Origin of the sequence: Shinella zoogloeoides, from assembly GCF_030733845.1 — a bacterium.
Classification (GTDB): domain Bacteria; phylum Pseudomonadota; class Alphaproteobacteria; order Rhizobiales; family Rhizobiaceae; genus Shinella; species Shinella zoogloeoides_C.
In genome coordinates, this window is sequence record NZ_CP132310.1 from 50,893 (window position 1) to 68,985 (window position 18,093).

General features: G+C 60.2%; 19 protein-coding genes. 17 read left to right on the forward strand and 2 right to left on the reverse strand.

Annotated features, from left to right (window positions below):
* The first annotated feature begins 7 nt into the window (after positions 1–7).
* Positions 8–1,408 (forward strand): ATP-dependent DNA ligase, encoded by a 1,401-nt coding sequence (locus Q9316_RS00355; RefSeq protein WP_306031639.1) that lies wholly within the window; start codon positions 8–10, stop codon positions 1,406–1,408.
* A 105-nt stretch (positions 1,409–1,513) separates the two neighbouring features.
* Here the strand turns inward: Q9316_RS00355 and repC are convergent, their stop codons facing one another.
* Together repC and Q9316_RS00365 are read right to left on the reverse strand one after the other, a co-directional pair.
* Positions 1,514–2,596: a replication initiation protein RepC gene (gene repC / locus Q9316_RS00360; protein ID WP_306031640.1), complete on the reverse strand. Its 1,083-nt coding sequence runs from the start codon at positions 2,594–2,596 to the stop codon at positions 1,514–1,516.
* Between the two features lie 178 nt (positions 2,597–2,774).
* Positions 2,775–2,975, reverse strand: a complete 201-nt coding sequence (locus tag Q9316_RS00365) for a hypothetical protein (protein ID WP_306031641.1) — start codon at positions 2,973–2,975, stop codon at positions 2,775–2,777.
* 306 nt (positions 2,976–3,281) lie between these two features.
* Between Q9316_RS00365 and Q9316_RS00370 the strand changes: the two genes are divergently transcribed.
* From Q9316_RS00370 to Q9316_RS00445, 16 genes are all read left to right on the forward strand, one after another.
* Positions 3,282–3,698 (forward strand): helix-turn-helix domain-containing protein, encoded by a 417-nt coding sequence (locus Q9316_RS00370; protein ID WP_306031642.1) that lies wholly within the window; start codon positions 3,282–3,284, stop codon positions 3,696–3,698.
* A 110-nt stretch (positions 3,699–3,808) separates the two neighbouring features.
* A complete protein-coding gene (locus Q9316_RS00375; protein ID WP_306031643.1) occupies positions 3,809–4,015 on the forward strand; it encodes a hypothetical protein in 207 nt (68 codons plus the stop codon).
* Positions 4,016–4,058: 43 nt separating this feature from the next.
* Positions 4,059–6,773 carry a cobaltochelatase CobT-related protein gene (locus tag Q9316_RS00380; RefSeq protein WP_306031644.1) on the forward strand — a complete coding sequence of 905 codons (2,715 nt, stop codon included), beginning with the start codon at positions 4,059–4,061 and terminating at the stop codon, positions 6,771–6,773.
* A gap of 115 nt (positions 6,774–6,888) precedes the next feature.
* On the forward strand, positions 6,889–8,112 hold the full coding sequence (locus tag Q9316_RS00385) for an AAA family ATPase (protein ID WP_306031645.1): 1,224 nt from the start codon (positions 6,889–6,891) through the stop codon (positions 8,110–8,112).
* Positions 8,112–8,768 carry a sigma factor gene (locus Q9316_RS00390; RefSeq protein ID WP_306031467.1) on the forward strand — a complete coding sequence of 219 codons (657 nt, stop codon included), beginning with the start codon at positions 8,112–8,114 and terminating at the stop codon, positions 8,766–8,768. Before Q9316_RS00385 ends, Q9316_RS00390 begins: the two co-directional genes overlap by 1 nt.
* On the forward strand, positions 8,765–9,289 hold the full coding sequence (locus Q9316_RS00395; RefSeq protein ID WP_306031468.1) for a hypothetical protein: 525 nt from the start codon (positions 8,765–8,767) through the stop codon (positions 9,287–9,289). The genes Q9316_RS00390 and Q9316_RS00395 overlap by 4 nt, the downstream gene beginning before the upstream one ends.
* A 2-nt stretch (positions 9,290–9,291) precedes the next feature.
* Positions 9,292–12,648, forward strand: coding sequence for a DNA polymerase III subunit alpha (gene dnaE / locus Q9316_RS00400; protein WP_306031469.1), 3,357 nt, complete (start codon positions 9,292–9,294; stop codon positions 12,646–12,648).
* A gap of 8 nt (positions 12,649–12,656) precedes the next feature.
* On the forward strand, positions 12,657–12,968 hold the full coding sequence (locus Q9316_RS00405; RefSeq protein WP_306031470.1) for a hypothetical protein: 312 nt from the start codon (positions 12,657–12,659) through the stop codon (positions 12,966–12,968).
* Positions 12,965–13,525: a hypothetical protein gene (locus Q9316_RS00410; RefSeq protein WP_306031471.1), complete on the forward strand. Its 561-nt coding sequence runs from the start codon at positions 12,965–12,967 to the stop codon at positions 13,523–13,525. Before Q9316_RS00405 ends, Q9316_RS00410 begins: the two co-directional genes overlap by 4 nt.
* Positions 13,526–13,597: 72 nt before the next feature.
* Positions 13,598–13,816 (forward strand): hypothetical protein, encoded by a 219-nt coding sequence (locus Q9316_RS00415; RefSeq protein WP_306031472.1) that lies wholly within the window; start codon positions 13,598–13,600, stop codon positions 13,814–13,816.
* A gap of 119 nt (positions 13,817–13,935) precedes the next feature.
* Positions 13,936–14,958, forward strand: coding sequence for a hypothetical protein (locus Q9316_RS00420; protein WP_306031473.1), 1,023 nt, complete (start codon positions 13,936–13,938; stop codon positions 14,956–14,958).
* A 126-nt stretch (positions 14,959–15,084) separates the two neighbouring features.
* Entirely contained in the window at positions 15,085–16,035 is a 951-nt protein-coding gene (locus tag Q9316_RS00425) for a 5'-3' exonuclease (RefSeq protein ID WP_306031474.1), read from the forward strand.
* Positions 16,032–16,370 carry a hypothetical protein gene (locus Q9316_RS00430; RefSeq protein ID WP_306031475.1) on the forward strand — a complete coding sequence of 113 codons (339 nt, stop codon included), beginning with the start codon at positions 16,032–16,034 and terminating at the stop codon, positions 16,368–16,370. Before Q9316_RS00425 ends, Q9316_RS00430 begins: the two co-directional genes overlap by 4 nt.
* Positions 16,342–16,707: a hypothetical protein gene (locus Q9316_RS00435; RefSeq protein WP_306031476.1), complete on the forward strand. Its 366-nt coding sequence runs from the start codon at positions 16,342–16,344 to the stop codon at positions 16,705–16,707. The genes Q9316_RS00430 and Q9316_RS00435 overlap by 29 nt, the downstream gene beginning before the upstream one ends.
* Positions 16,708–16,721: 14 nt before the next feature.
* Complete coding sequence (locus Q9316_RS00440) at positions 16,722–17,849, forward strand: hypothetical protein (RefSeq protein ID WP_306031477.1); 1,128 nt, start codon at positions 16,722–16,724, stop codon at positions 17,847–17,849.
* Positions 17,846–18,058 (forward strand): hypothetical protein, encoded by a 213-nt coding sequence (locus Q9316_RS00445; RefSeq protein WP_306031478.1) that lies wholly within the window; start codon positions 17,846–17,848, stop codon positions 18,056–18,058. The genes Q9316_RS00440 and Q9316_RS00445 overlap by 4 nt, the downstream gene beginning before the upstream one ends.
* Positions 18,059–18,093 lie beyond the last annotated feature (35 nt).

The following is an 18,093-nucleotide window of genomic DNA, read 5'->3' on the forward strand; positions in this document are numbered from 1 at the left end:
ATTACCTATGGATGCGACACAGGCTCTCGACCTCATCGAGAAGATTGCGGCTGAAGGGTCGCGCAACGGCAAAGAGGAGTTGCTCGCGCAGCTCCTGGCCACCGACATCGGCAAGTTTATCGTGAAGTGGTCCTATGACCCGTTCATCACCTACGGGATCAAGCCGACCCGTCATGCCTCGAACCTCGGCGAGAAGATCGCCTTCGACATCGATGGCATCGAAAGCGTGCTCACGAAGCTGGCGCAACGCGAGCTGACCGGCAATGCAGCCGCCGATGTTGTGACGGCCTGCCTGAAGGCGTCGGACGAGACGGCCAACGAGCTGCTTTGGCGCATCCTCAACAAGGATCTGCGCTGCGGCATCGCCGAATCCACCATCCAGAAGGTCATGCCTGGCCTGATCCCGGTCTTTGCCGTGATGCGCGCCCATCACTACGAGGAAAAGCGCATCAAGACCTGGCCCCAGGTGGTCGAACCTAAGCTCGATGGCTATCGCTTCACATTCCTGTGCCGCGACGGATCCGGCGGCTTCTTCACCCGGTCCGGCAAGCGCGCGCCGGCGGCCGAACACTTGGTCGAACCGATGATCCAGATGGCGCTGAAGGCGGTCGCCGAGTCGAACAATCTGGAACTCATGACGACGCTCAGCACGAAGCCGGGTCATCTGGGAAGCTACGCTCGTTCGAGCCTGAATTTCATGGTCGACGGCGAAATGGTCGTGAATGACAGCTTCGCCGAAGCTGGCGCGCTCCGTCGCAAGAGCGAAACGGCCGATGGCGCACGGTTCCACGTCTTCGACTTCATGACCTTCGCCGACTTTGACGCGACGGGCTCGGTCGGTCAGGTTTACATGAAGCGGCGTGAACTGGTGGAACAGCTCGTCGGGTATGCTGACGAGACGATCATCACCAAGACGCCGCGCTACCTGGTCAACAGCCACAAGGAAATCCACGATCTCTACACCAAATTCCAGGCGCGCGGCCTCGAAGGTGCGATGGTCAAGGATCCGCAGGGGCTTTACGACAAGAAGAAGTCCTACGGCTGGCTCAAGATCAAGGCCGAGGAAACCGAAGATCTCCCGGTTGTCGGTGCGTTCCCCGGTGAGCCCGGCACCAAATACGAAACCTGCCTCGGCGGCCTGATTGTCGATCGCAACGGCGTCGAGGTGCGCGTTGGCGGCGGCTTCTCGGACAAAGAGCGCGCCGAACTCTGGGATCTGTGGCTTCGCGACGAGACACGCATGGACAATCCTCCGGTCTATGACGGCGAGTTGGAGCTCCTCAAGCGCTTGATCGAGGTCGAATATCACGAAGTCACGCCCGACGGCTCGCTGCGACACCCCCGCTTCAAGCGCTTCCGCGACGACAAGGCGGGCGAGATAGAGGACAAGGAGAAGAAAGCGGCGTAACCGATTAAGTTTTTGCTATAACAGAGGAATCAGTTCCCCTGGTGCTTGGGTCAATGCACCTCTTTCTCTCTCGAAGGGGCGCTCGATGCGCCCCTTTTTTCTTGCCTAGTGCGCGCGTCGTCGGCGCATCCCGCGAATTTCCTCCACCAGGTCTATCTGCTTGTCGGCCACGCGCCGCACGAATGCGCGGAAGAACCCGCCGAAGTTCCGAATTGCGTTCTTGCGTTTTCGATCATCCTCGTAGTGTTGCAGGCAGATAAAGAATGTCGCGCCGGCCGCGACCGGCCCAAGCTTCTCGATCGCCTCGAACCAGGCGCTTTCATGCACCCCGACGGATCCGCGCAGCCGGCCGGCGCCGTTTACCAGATCGCGCTCGGTTCGCGGCGCCTCCATATAGTCCATCGCATCCGGGCAGACTGCCGTCAGATCACTAAGCGCGAGTTTCGCCACACCATTTTTCGAAGCCGTTTGACAAGACTGGTCAGGGGTATCTTTGTTGTTTTCAATGAGACGGCTGTTATTGCCCCCACAGGCGGTATCATATCTCTCTTTCGTCACTTCATGGAGCGTGCGCCAAGACGCCAGAGAAGCGTCAGGGCTCGCGAAGCTGTCCCGACGAGGTGTGAGGGACACAAGGCGATCGAATTCGCTCTGGAGGTCGTCTGCGTCGGTCATGGCGTTGATCAACTCCATAGTGTCGCGCCGGCAAATAGTGATCTCATCGAAATGCCGCCGGCGAAGCTCGCGCGCGTCCTGGATCTCCTCGCAGCGCTCCTTGAACTCGTCGAGGCGGAAAAGCAAAGGGGAGAGATCGAGGCCGTAGGCATCGCGTATCTGTCCGTTCTTGGAGCGGATTGCAAAGCGCTTGCCGTTGGCTGACTCCTTCGAGCTGATCACGCCGTCATCAAGAAGCGACCTGATCGCGTAGCGCACGCCACGCTCTGACAACCCTGTCCGCTCCATGAGGAACTCGTTCGCCGGCCAAACCAGGTAACGGCCGCCAATCGTCTCGCCGCCGTAGCAGCCGACGAGCTGGTCAAGGACGAACCTTGCCCCCGGTCGGAGGCGGAGTGCTTTGACGGCAAGTCGCGCCGCTGCGAATAGTTCGGTTGCGCCCGTCTCGGGCGCAGGCTCCGGTGGCTGAACGAAGCGCGCAGGCCTTCGCCAGCCGGTGTTAACCGTCTGCATTTCTCTCTTCCTAAGCGCAAGGAGCCTCATTCGCCGAATCGGTGATTCGTCGTTGACTCCGGCGGCTTTTGGTGGGAGAAACGAGCTGTCGAGACCCGAATCACATGCCGCGCAGCCGCCGGTATGAGTTTCCAAAAAGCCCCTTGGTTCCAGCCTTGGGGCTTTTTCTATTCCTACGTCAGTTAGTGGTTTGGACTTCCTCGGACGAGGCGATCCGGCTCAACGCATACTGAACGGCCTCGGAACGATTCCGCAGCCCTTTGGACGCAACTAATTCTGAAATGGTCTGGTCAGCTTCCTGTGTCAGCCAAACGGTCGTTTCCTTCAGGCCGATCGCCCGACGGCGCTCACGCAATCTCAAAACTTTGTCGGCAGACACACGAATCTCCTGCATGCAAATCAGTGATGGTCGCGAGTAACTCCGATTCTAGGTGATTTGGCAAGAGGTGCCGAGTAACCGTCCCGGCCTGAAAACGCCCGAAATGGCGTAAGACTTCTTATGGAACATCGCAACAAGCAGGGGAATTTGGCTCACGTCAGATAAGTAGGCGTTGACTTATTATTCTCGCTATGATCAACCGAAAGAACCCAATAGATGACGACTCGAAAAGCACACACCCCAGCGTTAAAGCGCTATAGCGTAGTTATCGCAACGCAAGAGAGAGACTAGAAGGGAACGAATGAAATGAGCACCGTCTCATCGGCTCAGTCGACGCTTCAGCAGTTCCTCAATAAGAGGATCTACGAGCTTCAAAGCCGGAAGTCGCAGATGGAAATCGCCAATGAGGCCGGTTTCAACAATGCCAATTTTATATCTATGCTGAAGTCGGGGCGCTCCAAGCTGGCGCTAGACCGTGTGCCTGCCATGGCAAAGGCGCTCGATGTAGATCCAGCCTATCTCTTTCGGCTGGCTCTGAGCCAGTTCTTCGATGATGCCGTCCTGAAGGAGCTGATGCCGCTCTTCAAGTCGGCCGTGACCGAGAACGAAAAAGAGATCCTGGATGTTATTCGAGAACATTCGGGCAATACCGATCCGCGCTTGACCGGCGATTTCCGTGAGGATCTCGCAAAGGTGGTTGCCAAGCACAACGGTAAGCAGTAAGTCGGCAACGAACCGGCCACCCGTGGCCGGTTTTAAAATGCCTGGGGTAATAAGTAATAACTTACTGAGGAGTATGCGCCAGGATGGCGCATCGACAAAGGGTCCAACAAGTGAACAACACCTCCAAGAATATCATCGCGCTGGCTCAGGAAGACGCCGAGGCCACCGCAGACCTGCTTAGTAATATCCAGAAGACGGATGGGGGATCGGTCACGATCTATCAAGGTGAACATCCCGAATACGGCAACATCTTCGTTGTCATCCCGGCCTTCGGTCAGTCTTACCTTCTGACCCCATTTGAAGTCCTTTCTTCATAGCTGTAATTCTAAGTCACTAGTTACTTAGACGTAGGAGAGAGACATGAACCGTGAGATTATTGAGCTTCGTGAAGTGGTCACGAAGCTCGTGCCGATGCTCACCGGCAAGGGTCTTACGGTGACGCAGCGCGGCGCCGACGCATACGTGATCGCCGACCCCAAGACGCGCAAGCCCGTTCGAATCAACATCCCGAACATCCCGGATACCGCCGACGCAGGCTTCATCCGCGCGATCCAGGGCTTCATTGACCACGAAGTCGGCCACGTCCTGATCACTGATTGGGATTGGGTCGCGGGCTATCGCGTCACGTCTCAGCAGATGATGGAGAAGAAGGTGCAGCGTCTGCGCACCTATCACAACATCATCGAGGATACGATGATCGAGCGGGAGATGGAGCGCATCTTCCCCGGTTCGAAGAAGAACATCGCCGACCTGCGCCGGCACTTCATCGCCAAGATCACCAAGCCGGCCGTCGCGTCGGCCAAAGACGAGAAGGAGGCGTTCAGCTACCTCCTGGTCGCCGTCATGCGCGCCCTCGCCGGTCATACCGAGTTCCAGGACTACATGGATGACGAGAAGCTCTGGGGCAACAAATACGTCAAGGAGCTGCTCGATCGTCTGCCGGCGAAGGTGAAGAAGGATCTGCCGAAGGTCCGGACCACCAAAGAGACGCTTGAGATCGCCCGGATTCTGGACGGTATCCTGCATCCCATCGTGCCGCCGCCGACCATCACGAAGGTCGAGCCCAACCAGGGTCATACGCCAGGCGGAGATCCCGTCGAGATCCACGGCACCAACTTCGTCGACCTCGAATGGGTTAAGTTCGGCGGCTCGCTCGCCAAGATTGTCGCGCATGCCAGCGGCCGCAAGATCGTCGTGGAAACCCCGCCGCACGCCGCAGGCTTCGTTGACGTCGAGGTCAAGACCGAACACGGCCAGGCGGTCAAAGCGAGCGCGTTCGAATATCTCGATCCTCCGCCGCAGCCTGGTGGAGGTGGCGATGGTGATCCCGACGCGAGCGACAACAACAACCACAGCTCCGGCGAGGACCAGCAGCAGTCCGATGGTGAGTCCCAGGACAAGCCCGAGAAGGAGGCTGGCGAAGGCGACGGTGACGGCGAGCGCGATCACCAGGACAGCGGTGAAGACGAGCCGGGTGACGCTGGCGAAGGTGAAAAGGATGAGAGCGATGAAGAGGAGCCTGAACAGGGCGACGGCGCCGAGGAAGATGCGGATGACGACACTGCCGGTGATGGCGAGGGGTCTGATGACGCTGAAGGCGATGGCGATCGGGATAGCGATGAAGAAGGAGCCGAAGACGAAGATCCTGAGAAGGATGAAGATGAGGGCTCTGGGGGTGATGAGGCCGAGGAGAATGACGACGGGGGCGAAGGCGACCCAGATGATGATCTTCACGACGGGAACGATGGTGAAGACCAGGACGGCGAACACGACGGCGGCCAGGAAGATGATGATGGCGACGCTGACGACGGCTCCGAGGAGGCGGCCGAAGCTTCTGACGGCGGAGACGACGACGGAGAGGATGCGTCGGGTCAGGACGAGGAGGATTCTGACGAGGATGGCAAGCCCGGCGCGACCGAGGCCGACGAAGACGATGATGGCAAACGGCCTGGCGAGAAGGAAAGCAAGGATCGTCTAGCCATCCAGACTGACGATCACGAGGCGGGTGAGGTCGGAGAGGCTGATGACGAGGATAACGGCTCCGGCGGCGGCGTTGGAAACGGTCTGGGCAAGAGCCTGTTCGACTTCGATGACAATGCCTTCGAGAAGGCAGACCTGTCGAGCCAGATCGCGATCCTGATCGCCAACGAGGCTGTCGATCTGCTCGCCGACAACGACTACAATGTGTTTACCCGCGAGTTCGACCGGATCGAGCCACTGAAGGTGCCGGAGATCCACGATCAGTGGGTGCCGGACCTGGAAGAGAAGGCGCGCGCCATGACTGGCCGGATGTCGAAGGACATCGAGCGTATGATGGCTTCGCAGTCGCATGTGGTGAAGGTGCCCGGCTATCGCTCGGGTCGACTCCACTCCCCTGCTCTGCATCGCATCGTTACTAACGACGATCGCCTTTTCAATCGTAAGCAGGAGCACAAGTCGAAGGACACGGCCGTCTCGCTGCTGATCGACAATTCTGGCTCGATGGGTGGCGTCAAGATCGTCACGGCGATGGTTGCGGGCTACGCGCTGTCATCGACGCTGGAGCGCGTCAACATCGCCAGCGAAGTCATTGGCTTCACCACCGGGGATCATCGAGGCAAGGGTTCGCGCACGAGCCAGCAGGAGATGAACCGGGAGATTTCGGATGCTCGTGCCAAGGGGCTCAGCTTCCATCGTGTCTCGCCGATCGTCATGCCGATCTACAAGGACTTTGACGAGCGGATCAACGCGACGGTGAAGCAGCGCATCGCATACATGGCGAACGCGCAGCGAGGCATGGTGACAAACGTCGACGGCGAGTCCCTCGAATACGCTGCCATCCGCCTGCTCAAGCGTCGTGAGAAGCGCAAGGTCATGCTTGTCCTGTCGGACGGTCAGCCCTCCGGCGCAGCGAACGCCGCCGGCCATCTGAAACAGACGGTCGAAAAGCTGGAGAAGCTCGGTATCGATCTCGTCGGTATCGGCATCATGGATGCTGCAGTCCGCCGCTTCTACACCAACCATATCGTGCTCCAGAGGATCGAGGATCTGCCGACGCAGGTCATGCAGGAGCTGAAAAAGATCCTCACGAACTGATCAACGGCACTGCGACGGGTAAGTAAGTAATTACTTGCGTCCCGTCGTCGTTCTGAGTAAGTAATTAGTTATGTGAAGCGCGAACGCGCATTTCAGAGAGAGAAGGAAACGATAGATGGCTGACGCCGCTGACGGGAAAATTATCTGCCAAATTGACGGCGCCCGAACTCATTCAATCCAGGTCCACCTGCGCGATAACCATCCCGACTGGACGATCGAGCGCTACCAGAAGGAATATCCCGATGCGCCCATCCTGTCCGAGAAGGCCACGCAGGCGCTCGCTCAGTCGCGTGCAGCAAAGGCGCAGTCGGCCGCCGGAGCTGGCGGCATCGTGACCAACGCCAAGAAGCACTATCTGCATGAGGTGTTCGGTTTCGGCGATGCGCGTGCTGCGCGCTCCTCGATCGGCAATCCGATCGAGATCCAGGTGATCCTTGATGCCGACGATGAGGCGCAGCCCTACGTCCAGCAGGTCGATCCCGACTACGTGTTCAACATTGACCTGGTGAAGAAGGTCATCATCGGTTTCGAGATCAACAAGCCCGTCTATCTCTGGGGCTTCCACGGGACAGGCAAGACGACGGTCCTCGAACAGGTCTGCGCGCGCACGGGTCGTCCCTTCAGCCGCGTTCAGCACACGATCAACACCGAGGAAGCGCATATCCTCGGCCAGTATGTCGTGCGCACCAAGTTCGTCGAGGAAGAGGTGCTCAACCCGACCGGCGAGAAGGTGAAGATCGTCAAGCCGCAGACCGTCACCGAGTTTCAGCTCGGGCCGCTTCCGATGGCGATGCTTCACGGCTGGGTCTACTGCGCCGACGAATACGACTTCGCAATGCCCTCCGTCACGGCTGTCTACCAGCCGGTGCTTGAAGGCAAGCCGCTCGTCATCAAGGACGCTCCGCCCGAGTTTCGGGTGATCAAGCCGCACCCGGATTTCCGCTTCTGCGCGACCGGCAATACGAACGGCGTCGGCGACGAGACCGGGCTCTACCAGGGCACGCTGATCCAGAACGCCGCCAACTACTCGCGCTTTCCGATCGTTGAAGAGGTCGAATACATGGAGGCCGCGACCGAGGAGCTGATCCTTGTGTCCAAGACCGGTATCGACAAGCCGACCGCCGGCAAGATCGTCAAGTTCGCCAAGAGCGTGCGCGATGCCTTCAAGGAAGGCAAGATCTCCATGACGGTCTCGCCGCGCGAGCTGATCAACAGCGCCGACCTCGGCATGTATTTCGGAGGCGACTGGAAGCAGGGGCTCAAGCTCTCCTTCGCCAATCGCCTGTCGCGTGTCGACAAGAAGACCGTCGAGGAATTCGCGCAGCGGGTGTTCGGCTGATGAAACTGCTCGAACCCATCGAAAGCGAGAAGTCGATCAAGTCCTTCGCCTGGCGCGTCATGCGCCGCCTGCGAGCCGCTGGAGACAGCGGCCGCACCTTCGCGATTGAAGACATTCAGCAGGAGTGCCGCATCGCGTGGTTCAAGGCATCGGAGAGCTATCAGGCTGAGATCGGCGTGCCGTTTCAGGCATACCTGAAGAACGGCATGCGCCTGCACATCAATCGCCTGATCGAGAAGAACATCGATCGCCGCCATGACGAGGTGGTCTCGATGTCGCTCGATGCCGAACTCGATCAGGGCTCCGGCAATCGCGCTTCCCTCTCGGACGTCGTGGCCGACAAGAGCATCTCCGGCACGACCGGCTACGAGGAAGATCAGCACTTCCAGTATGCGATCCGCAAGCTCAAGCCGCGCGCCAAGCTATTCATCACGCTCCTGCGCGAGCAGCCGAAGGAGCTGCTGGATGAGGTCATCCGAATGAAGAAGAAGTCCGACTATGCCCGTGAGGAAATGGGCATCGTCAGCCCCGTAACAAACCGACTGGCGACCTGGATGATCTTCGATCTCATGGACGCCTCAAATGTCGAACGCACCGAGATCATGAAGGAAGTGCGCGCCCTTGGTGAGCGCGTCTGCGAGGCGATGTCACGATGACCGATGTTCCGAATTTCTCCCCTGGCTGCTTTGGTTCGGCTCTCGCGTTCCAGCCCGAGAACCCGATCTGCCGGGCCTGTCCGTTCAACGCGCAATGCCACCCCCTGCACGAGACGAACCTGGCGGCGCTGCGCGAGCGCTTTGGCATCAAGACCACCCGGCGCGGCCCCAAGCTGAAGCCGGCGATCGCTCCCATCTCCGATCCTGCGATGATGGTGCTGCCCGTGAAGGTGCGTCGTCTGCTTGAGAAGCTGGACACATCCTCACTCCGCATCACGGAGAAGCTCGCCCAGGGCGTCAATCCGTTCGAAGGCAAGCTGCCTTTCATGCAGATCGCCTGCCACCTGCTCCTGCGCCTTGGGCGTCCTTTGCCGCGCCCGCTGCTCGCCCAGGCATTCGTCCAGAAACTCGGCTGGCAGCAGAACACCGCTGATGCGCATGCGCGCATGGCATTCCAGGCGCTCGCGCATGTCGGAGCCATTACGGACTCTGAAGCCGGCGCCGTCTTGAAGAGGGGTTGAAAATGCACTCGATCTTGGCCGCCAGGACCGATTTCTCCATTGGCGAAAGCATTCTGCAGACCGAACACCTGGTCGAAAGCGCGAAGGCGAACGGCGAGAAGGCCGTGGCCGTTACCGACACCATGACGATCACCTCCATGATCGACTTCACGAACCGCTGCAAGAAGGCTGACCTGAAGCCGATCGTCGGCGTGAGGCTCCGGCTCGTTGACGATCACACCTGGCGCGCCGACAAGACCGACAAAAAGAACAAGAAGGGCAAGCCGATCTATCACGCCACGGCCTACGTGATGTCGGAGAAAGGTCTGAAGGCGATCTTCCGGCTGCTGTCGCTGGCGAACGAGGAGCCCCGCTTCTACTACGTCGCCCGCCTCGACTTCGCCGATCTCTACGCGGAACTCGACAATCTCACCAAGGATGATCTGCGCATCACGCTCGGCGATGTCCAGCCCCTGACGGCGCATCCCGATGTCGCCGAGATCCAACAGGAGATCATGTCACGGCTGGGTCACGCCTATGCGACGCTCGTGCCGATCGACACCCCCTATTTCGCTCGTCTCAACGAACTGGCTGTGGAGGCGATCGGTCGCGGCGCCGAGCCGCTCGTGGTTCGCCCGGCCTTCTACAAGGAGGGCGAGGCCGACGCCGCCGAGATCATGGCCGCGATCTGCAACAACAACAAGGTGTCGGATCCCTGGCACAAATCCACCCACAACCGGGACTTTCACGTCGTCGGCGTCAAGGAGCTGGCGCAGGAAGTCGGCAAGGCGTCCAAGCGCTTTGTCGATCGAGGCAATCCGAGCGCCGGCTTGCTCTTCAAGCAAGGTCTCATGAACACAAAGGAACTCGTGGATGCAGTCAGCTATCAGTGGTCCAAGGCAGAGGTCACGCTCCCGCAAATGGCGTCGGACGAATTCGCTGCCGTGGTCGCGGAATGCAAGAAGGGCTGGGCGGAACGATTTGCGCAGCCAACATTCGGCCACCTTCCCGAAAAGGGGGAGCTCGCCACCGTCTACAAGGACCGTCTCAAATACGAGCTTTCGGTCCTCCAGAAGCTCAAATTCTCGGGCTACTTCCTTCTCGTCCAGGATGTCGTCCGCTATGCAAAGCAAAACGGCATCCTGGTTGGCCCTGGGCGCGGCAGTGTCGGTGGTTCTCTGGTCGCTTACCTGATGGGCATCACGGACTGCGACCCGATCCGGTTCGGGTTGCTGTTCGAACGCTTCATCAACCCCGACCGTATCGACTTGCCCGACGCCGACTTGGACTTCATGTCGCAGCGCCGGCATGAAATCTTCGAATACCTGATTGCGAAATACGGCCAGGCGCGCGTAGCGGGTGTGTCGAACTTCTCGGCGCTCGCGGCCGCCTCCTCAATCCGTGATGTCGGGCGCGTCGCGGGTCTTCCGGAGCGGGAATACGTCTGCTCGAAATATGTGCCGAAGCTGCACGGCGCCAACGTTCCCCTCCCTGACTGCGCGGCGCAGGTGCCTGAGATCAAGGCATTCAGTGACAAACATGCCGAATGGTGGAGCGTCATGACCCGCCTCGAAGGCACGATGCGCAACTATGGCCAGCACGCCGCCGGCGTGATCGTCGGTGGTGTTGATCTGGTGGACCGGGCCGTTATCGAACGGCGCAAGGAAGGCACGGTGGTCAACTGGGACAAGCGCATCGTTGAGGATCAGGGTCTGGTCAAGATGGATATCTTGGGTCTCAACACCCTCGACCTGATCAATCTCGCCTCCGAATACATCAAGGAGCGACACGGCAAGCGCCCGGATCTCATGCGTATCCCGCTCGATGACGAGCAGGTGCTTGCCAACTTCGCCGCCGGCCTCACGACCGCTGTCTTCCAATTCGAATCCGGCGGCATGCGAGGGCTTTTGAAGCAGCTCGGCAAGGACGGCGGGATCACCTTCGAGGATATCACCGCCGCCACGGCTCTCTATCGCCCAGGTCCGATGGAGTCAGGGATGATGGAGAGCTTCTATCTGCGCAAGCAGGGGCTGGAGACCATCGAATACGACCATCACCTGATGGAGCCGATCCTGCGCGAGACGTTCGGCGTCATGGTCTACCAGGAGCAGGTCATGCAGGTGGCGCGCGCCATCGCTGGCTACTCTGCCCCCGACGCTGACAAGCTCCGCAAGATCATGGGCAAGAAGTTGCCCGAGGAGATGAAGAAGGAGCGCGGCAAGTTCGTCGACGGCTGCGTCGCGACGATCGGATGCACACCCGAATGGGCCGGCCAGCTTTTCGACAAGATCGAAGGCTTCGCCGGCTACGGCTTCAACAAGAGCCACTCAGTCGAATACACGCTGATCTCCTACCAGTCGATGTGGCTGAAGACCAACTATCCGGTCGAGTTCTTCGCCGCTGCGCTCTCGCTGATGGACGAGGACAAACTCCCCGGCATCATCAAGGACGCATCACGTTTCGGCATCGACGTCTCTATGCCCGACATCAACATTTCAACCGACAGGTTCGAGATCGCGACGGACGTGCGCCTGGTTATTCCTTTCCAGCGCATCAAGGGAATTTCCGGCAACACCACCGGCGCCATTCTCGAAGCGAGGAAGAGCGGCCCGTTCAAGAACAAGGCCGACTTCTTGGCCCGTGTCGAAAAGCGCAAGTGCAACGTCAAACACCAGGACGCACTGGAGAAGGTCGGCGCGTTCTCGCGCATCGAGGTCGGCTCGCTTCCTGCGACCGATCCCTCCAGGATCAGGGATCTGATCGAGTTGATCCCTGGGCTGATCACAGCCAACGTCCCGGTCAATCGCGACCTCGACAACGGCAAGGAGGCGAAGGAGGACATCGGCGTCCTCGCCGCCGAGTATCGCGAGCGCCACGGTCCCGGCGGGTCCAGCGATGGCATGCCGGTCAAACCAGCATTCGGTCGGAGCGCACGCTTCATGCTCATCCAGGACTGCCCTGGGGCTCAGGAAGAGGAAGTCGGTATGATGGGCTGGAGCCAGTCCGTCAATGCGGTGATCGACGCTATGAGCGTTCATGACCTGGCGCGCGAGGACGCCTACTGGACGGCGCTGGTCAAGCGCACGAAGGCGGAGAAGCAGCTCACGGCCGAGGAAGTCTCGACCTATGCGCCATATCTCCAGCGCGAGATTGAGATTCTGAAGCCGCCGGTGATCGTGCTTCTCGGCTCGACGGTCGTGCGCCAGTTCTTCCCCGATTTCAAGGGCAAGGCGTCCGACGCCGCCGGCAAGGTCGTCTACTCGAAGGAGCTGGATGCGAACATCGTCATCGGCTTCAACCCCGGGGAAATCTACTTTTCGCCCGAGAAGCAAAAGAACCTGGAAGATGTCTTCCACTCGGTTGTCGATCTGTTGCCATAGGAGAAAACATGGAGATCGGACGTATTCAGGGCGCAACGCGCGTCCTGGGCAAAGCGCAGGGGTATCTCGGCCTGCCCCTGAAGGACGTGGTGCTCAACACCACGGTCGATGGACCGGAAACACCGGCCATGATGACGGCCTGGCTGCCGAACCCGGAGGAGATTGCGGAGATCGTCGCTGGTGCGCCGGTTATTCTCACCGTCTTGGGAACGCGACATCCCCCGGTTCTGGTCACGACGGGTCATGCGCCCGACGATCCGGAATATGAGATTGCTATAGATGAGCAATCGCACGAACAAACGAAAGGAGTCTCGCCGTGAGCGAGCTTGAACCGAAACCCATCAAGGTCCCGACGATCAAGGTCGTCCAATACATCGATCCGATCCAGCTCAAGACCGATCTCGCCTACTCCAACGCCGACTTGTCGTCGGCCATGATGGAGCAGGCGGCGCAGTTCGCCAGCTACGGCGTTCTGGCCGCGCAGGCGTCCATGCAGGTCGACAAGATGAAGATGCTGCTGGAGAATACCGAAGCTGAGGTTGCCCGCCGCGAGCGCGACCGGAAAGCTCTGGCGGGGCAGAAGTCCACCGAGGGGCAGATTTCCGAGATCGTCACCCGGCATCCGCGCGTCATCGCCGCGAAGAAAGCCCTCAACGAGGCAAAGCAGATCGAATCCGTTGGTAAGATCGCCGTCGAGTCCTTCCGCCATCGCCGGGATATGCTGGTTCAGCAGGGCCTCATCTCCCGCGAGGAACGCAAGGGCGAGCTTTCCGTCTCCCTGCGCAACGCGAAGGAGGAGGAGATGCGAAGCACGCAGGAGCGCTTGCTTGCGCGCCGCCAGGGCCGGCTCAATGGTGAGGACGCCGTTACCGAATAAGCAGCATCCCATTTTCCCGCTGCTATAGATAAGTAATCAGTTACTCACAGACCATTTAGGAGGGTCAATCGCATGAAACTGAGCATCGCCATCGGCAAGAAGCAGGAGGAGACCATCGAGACGATCATGGCTCCGATCAACGCCATCGTTGAGCGCCTCAAGGCGTTCCGCGAGAAGGCGCTGACTGATGCCATGGCCGCAGACGAAGAGGCGGCAGCAGCCAAGGAGCGCGCGGCCGAGCTGCGCACCGAAGCCGAGAAGGCCCAGCGTCTGGCGGAAAAATACGTCTAAGCACGCAGATTTCTGCGTGTCCCTTTTCGCGCGCGCTATAACACGATTTAGCTAAATAGCTTTTTCGCTATTGGCGCGAACGAACGAACTCACGAACGAGCTTACAAAGGAACTTACGAATGGCTCTGTCCCCCGCACTCCGTCGCTCCGTCAACGAGGCCAAGAACAAGTATGGTCGCTCCGACGGCAAGCGCATTCGCCCGAAGGAAGGGCGCAACGTCTACCGCTTCCTCGCTCCCACGCAGGCTCAGGCCCCCTGGGTCGGCGAGTCTGGCAAGTTCTGGGCCGAACTCGGCGTCCACTGGATCAAGGCCGAGAAGAACGGCAAGCCGATCGCTGTCGTCGGCTCGCGTGACGTCTGCTACCAGGAACCCTGCCCCGTCGGCACGGCCGTCGATCTCGCACTCGCCAATGCGCACGACGAGCAGTCCAAGGCGATCTTCGAGGAATGGAAGGTCTCCAAGAACATTCTCTTCAACGTCATCGACCGGACGACCAATCCGGACAACGACGAGGTGGAGATCGTTGAACTGCGCCCGTCGGCCGCCCAGCAGGTCTGGGATCTGATGGAGCAGTATGACGACGCCGGCCAGGATATTACCGACCTCGCCAACGGCGTCGATATCGTCATCACGCGCTCCGGCAAGGGCATGAACACCGAATACACGGTCAACGTGAAGCCCGGTGTTTCCAAGCCGGTTCACAAGGATGCGATCGCCAAGTGCCACGACCTTCCGGAGCACATCCAGAAGGAATTCTTCCGTGGCGACGAAACGAAGGCGCTCAACGCCATCGGCCAGATTGCCGGCATCCCGCAGTCGAAGCTGATCGCGATCGCTGGCGGCGCCGCCGTTGGCACCACTGCCGCACTGACCTCCGCCGGCACGGCCGCAGCCAAGACCCCCGCTGCGGCGCTGACCTCGACGGCCGCCGCCGTCGAAGATGCAACCGAGACCGTCGCCGAGGTTTCGGACGCCGAACTCGCAGCCGCTGTTGCTGCTGTCGAGGAAGCGGCTCCGGTCGAAAGCGCACCCGTGAAGACCGCCGCCGCAACCCAGGCGGCCGCTCCCGCGCAGGCTGAAGTTCTGTCTTCGGCCGAAGTGGATGACGTCCTTGCGGAACTCGACGGCCTGATCGTCTGAGTAGCGTCGGCTCCGATTTCCCCCGGTCGGAGCCGATACCGACCCTCTTCGCCGCAACTTGAGGGTCGGTGCGCGGCGACACGTTCCCCTCAGCGTGTCGCCGCCCTTCCATCTGAAAGGACGATCATGAACCGCCATCTTCTCATTGATGGAAACTCCATCGCACATGCAGCAAACGCCGGGACGACGCTGACTGTCGGTCAGACACAGGTCCAGGCAGTTTATGGCGTCATGCGCACCATGCGCCGGCTGATGGCCGTCTACGGCAATCTCTACACGCCGACCGTTCTCTGGGACGGCGCGTCCTGGCGCAAGATGCTCTACCCCGAATACAAGGCCAACCGTGACAAGGACGACACGGCGGCTGCCGCTGCGCTCAAGGCACAGAAGGAGCAGCTCAAGAAGCAGTCGCGCCTGATCGAGATCGGCGTTCAGCTTCTCGGCATCAACCAGGTTCGCGCCGCGAATATGGAAGCCGACGATCTTGCCGGCATCATGGTGCAGCGCTTCGAGCCGCGCGGCGACAAGATCGTGCTGGTCTCGGCTGACCGGGACTGGATCCAGCTTATCAGCCCCAACGTCTCCTGGTTCGATCCGATCAACGACCGGAAGATGACGCCGGCGATGTTGCCGGAAAAGTATGGCGTGAAAGACGTCGCGCAGTTCATCGAGCTGAAGGCTCTGATGGGCGATATGGGCGACAACATCCCGGGTGTCGGCGGGATCGGCGAGAAAGGCGCGAAGGAGTTCCTTCAGACCTACGGCTCGGTCGCGAACTTCACCAACGGCTGCATCCTCGACAAGAGCATCGACGTCGCCTCGCTTCCCAAGAAGTATCGGGCGCTGGTCGAGGATGAGAACAAGGCGATCACCTTCGCTTCCAACATCAAGCTGATGGATCTCAAGACCCCTCACCGACCGGCGCCGATCAATCTACGCGTCACAAAGGGCGAGCCCGACATCAACAAGCTTCGCGCGTTCTGCGACCGGTTGCTGTTCCGCTCGCTCACCGAAGATCTCGAAAACTGGTCGTCGGTCTTCCCGGCCTACCAGGAGATCATGCAGGAGGCAGCATGAAGACCCGTATCCCGCAGCTCGTGCGCGACAAAATGGTCCCGCGCCCGGGCTTCACCGAGCTGAACATCACCGTGTCGCCGGCAATCGCAACCGCTCTCTTGATCGCCAAGGTTCATTCCGAGGCCGAGGAGATCGCGCGCGACGTCGGTAATCCGGAAGAATACGCCGACGTTCTGGAATGCCTGATGGCGCTCGCCAAGACCAACAGCGTCAACTGGGCGGAAGTCATGAAGGCGCTCAACGAAAAGCGCGAGCGCAAAGGAGCGCTCGACACTGGCAATCTTTGGATCCCGGAGGCGTATCTCGATGACATCCGAAACCACCAGGCAGCTTGACGATCGCGCCAAGCTCGAAGCGGCCGTTGGAAAGGTCGCGCGCGCCTACCATGAGCTGGTTCGCTTGATCGAGGCCAGCAAGACCATCACCGAAACGGACATCGGCAAGGCGTTCACGTTCCTTGCCAATGTTCATGGCGACAGCCGCTCGAAAGCGGAATTGTCGCTTCGCACCGCCCTCGCGGCGAACGGCGGTTTTTCGCTCGACAAGGAATACGCGCCGGTCACGTCCATCACGCAGCCCACGGCGCGTGCCGCTGAGCGTTTGCGTCTCGTGGGTCAGTCGAAGCCGAAACCCCCGGTCGACAACGATGGCGTCGATTTTATTGAAGACTAAGGAAGGAATTACTTATGGCATCTGCATCCGACATCGCCAAGGCGCTCTTCGGCGTCATCGGGAACAACGACGACGAGGCGACCGTCAAGCACTGGCTTGAGAGCGGCTTTCCGCCCCTCAACAATGCGTCGTCCAACTCCTGGAGCGGCTGCTTCCCGGTCGGCCGCATGATCGAGATTGCCGGCCCGCCCTCTTCCGGCAAGACTGCAATTGCCACGCGCGCAATGGCGGCGGCCCAGGAACTCGGCGGCATCGCCGGCTTCATGGATCACGAGCGCTCCTTCTCGCTCAAGCTGGCGCCGCGCCTCGGCCTCGATACCACGCCCGGTCGCCTGGTTTACCGTAAACCTGAGACTTTCGAGCAATCGATCGCCATCTTCGCCACCGCCGTCCGAACGATCCGCGAGAAGAAGCTCATCCCTGCCGACGCGCCGATCTGCTGGGTCTGGGATTCGCTTGCCGCCATGACGCCGCACGCCATTCTTTACGACGAGAAGGGCAACCTGCGCGCCATCGACAAACGCAACATGAAGGACAAGCTGGAGCTGGCGGTCTGCACCTCGACGCACTTCCCGTCGGTCGCCCAGATCACCGAGGACTACGGCGTCTGCTCGATCTTCCTCAACCAGATGCGTAACAAGATCGGCGTCTCGTTCGGCGATCCGCGCAAGACCACCGGCGGCGATGCGCCGGAGTTCTACTTCTCGCAGCGTCTCTGGCTGTCCGCCTCGCAGATCAAGGTTGGCACCGAAGTCGTCGGCATGGAAGTGACCGGCGGCTTCCGCAAGAACAAGGTCAATCGGCCGTTCCAGACGGCCAAGTGGCGCTTCATGTTCCAGCCGGACGGCACGGGCCGGTTCGATCGCGAGCGCTCGCTGGTCGAGTTCCTCAACGAGCAGGGTCTCCTTGAGACGATGACTGTCGACGACAAGGGCAAGCCGAAGGAGGTCAAGAAGGGCCACGTCCTGTGGGAAGGCAAGCAGATCGGCCGCGAAGCGCTTGCGCGCCAGATCGAGGCCGAGGGCGAGGCCGGCTTCAAGAAGCTGACGGCGCTTCTGCCGCCCGAATACCAGGCCCCGATCGCCGCCGAGGTCGATATCTCGACCGACGAGCCCGAAACGGACGTTCAGGAAGCGGCATGAAGCAGCTTTACGAGATCATCCTCGTCCGGCGCGTCGAGCAGATCCAGCACGCCACGGTCAATGTCGAGGCGGCCACGGAGGAGGAGGCGCGAGAAATCGCCCTCCAGACTTCCCCGGATCTGATCGAATGGTCGGAGGCGATCAAGGATCTTCCGGTTCGCGATCTCAAGGTCGGCGAAGTGGACGTTCTGGCCGAAGTCCCAGACTAGCTGGGATTTCTCATCGTTCCCGTTTTGCGATTGCT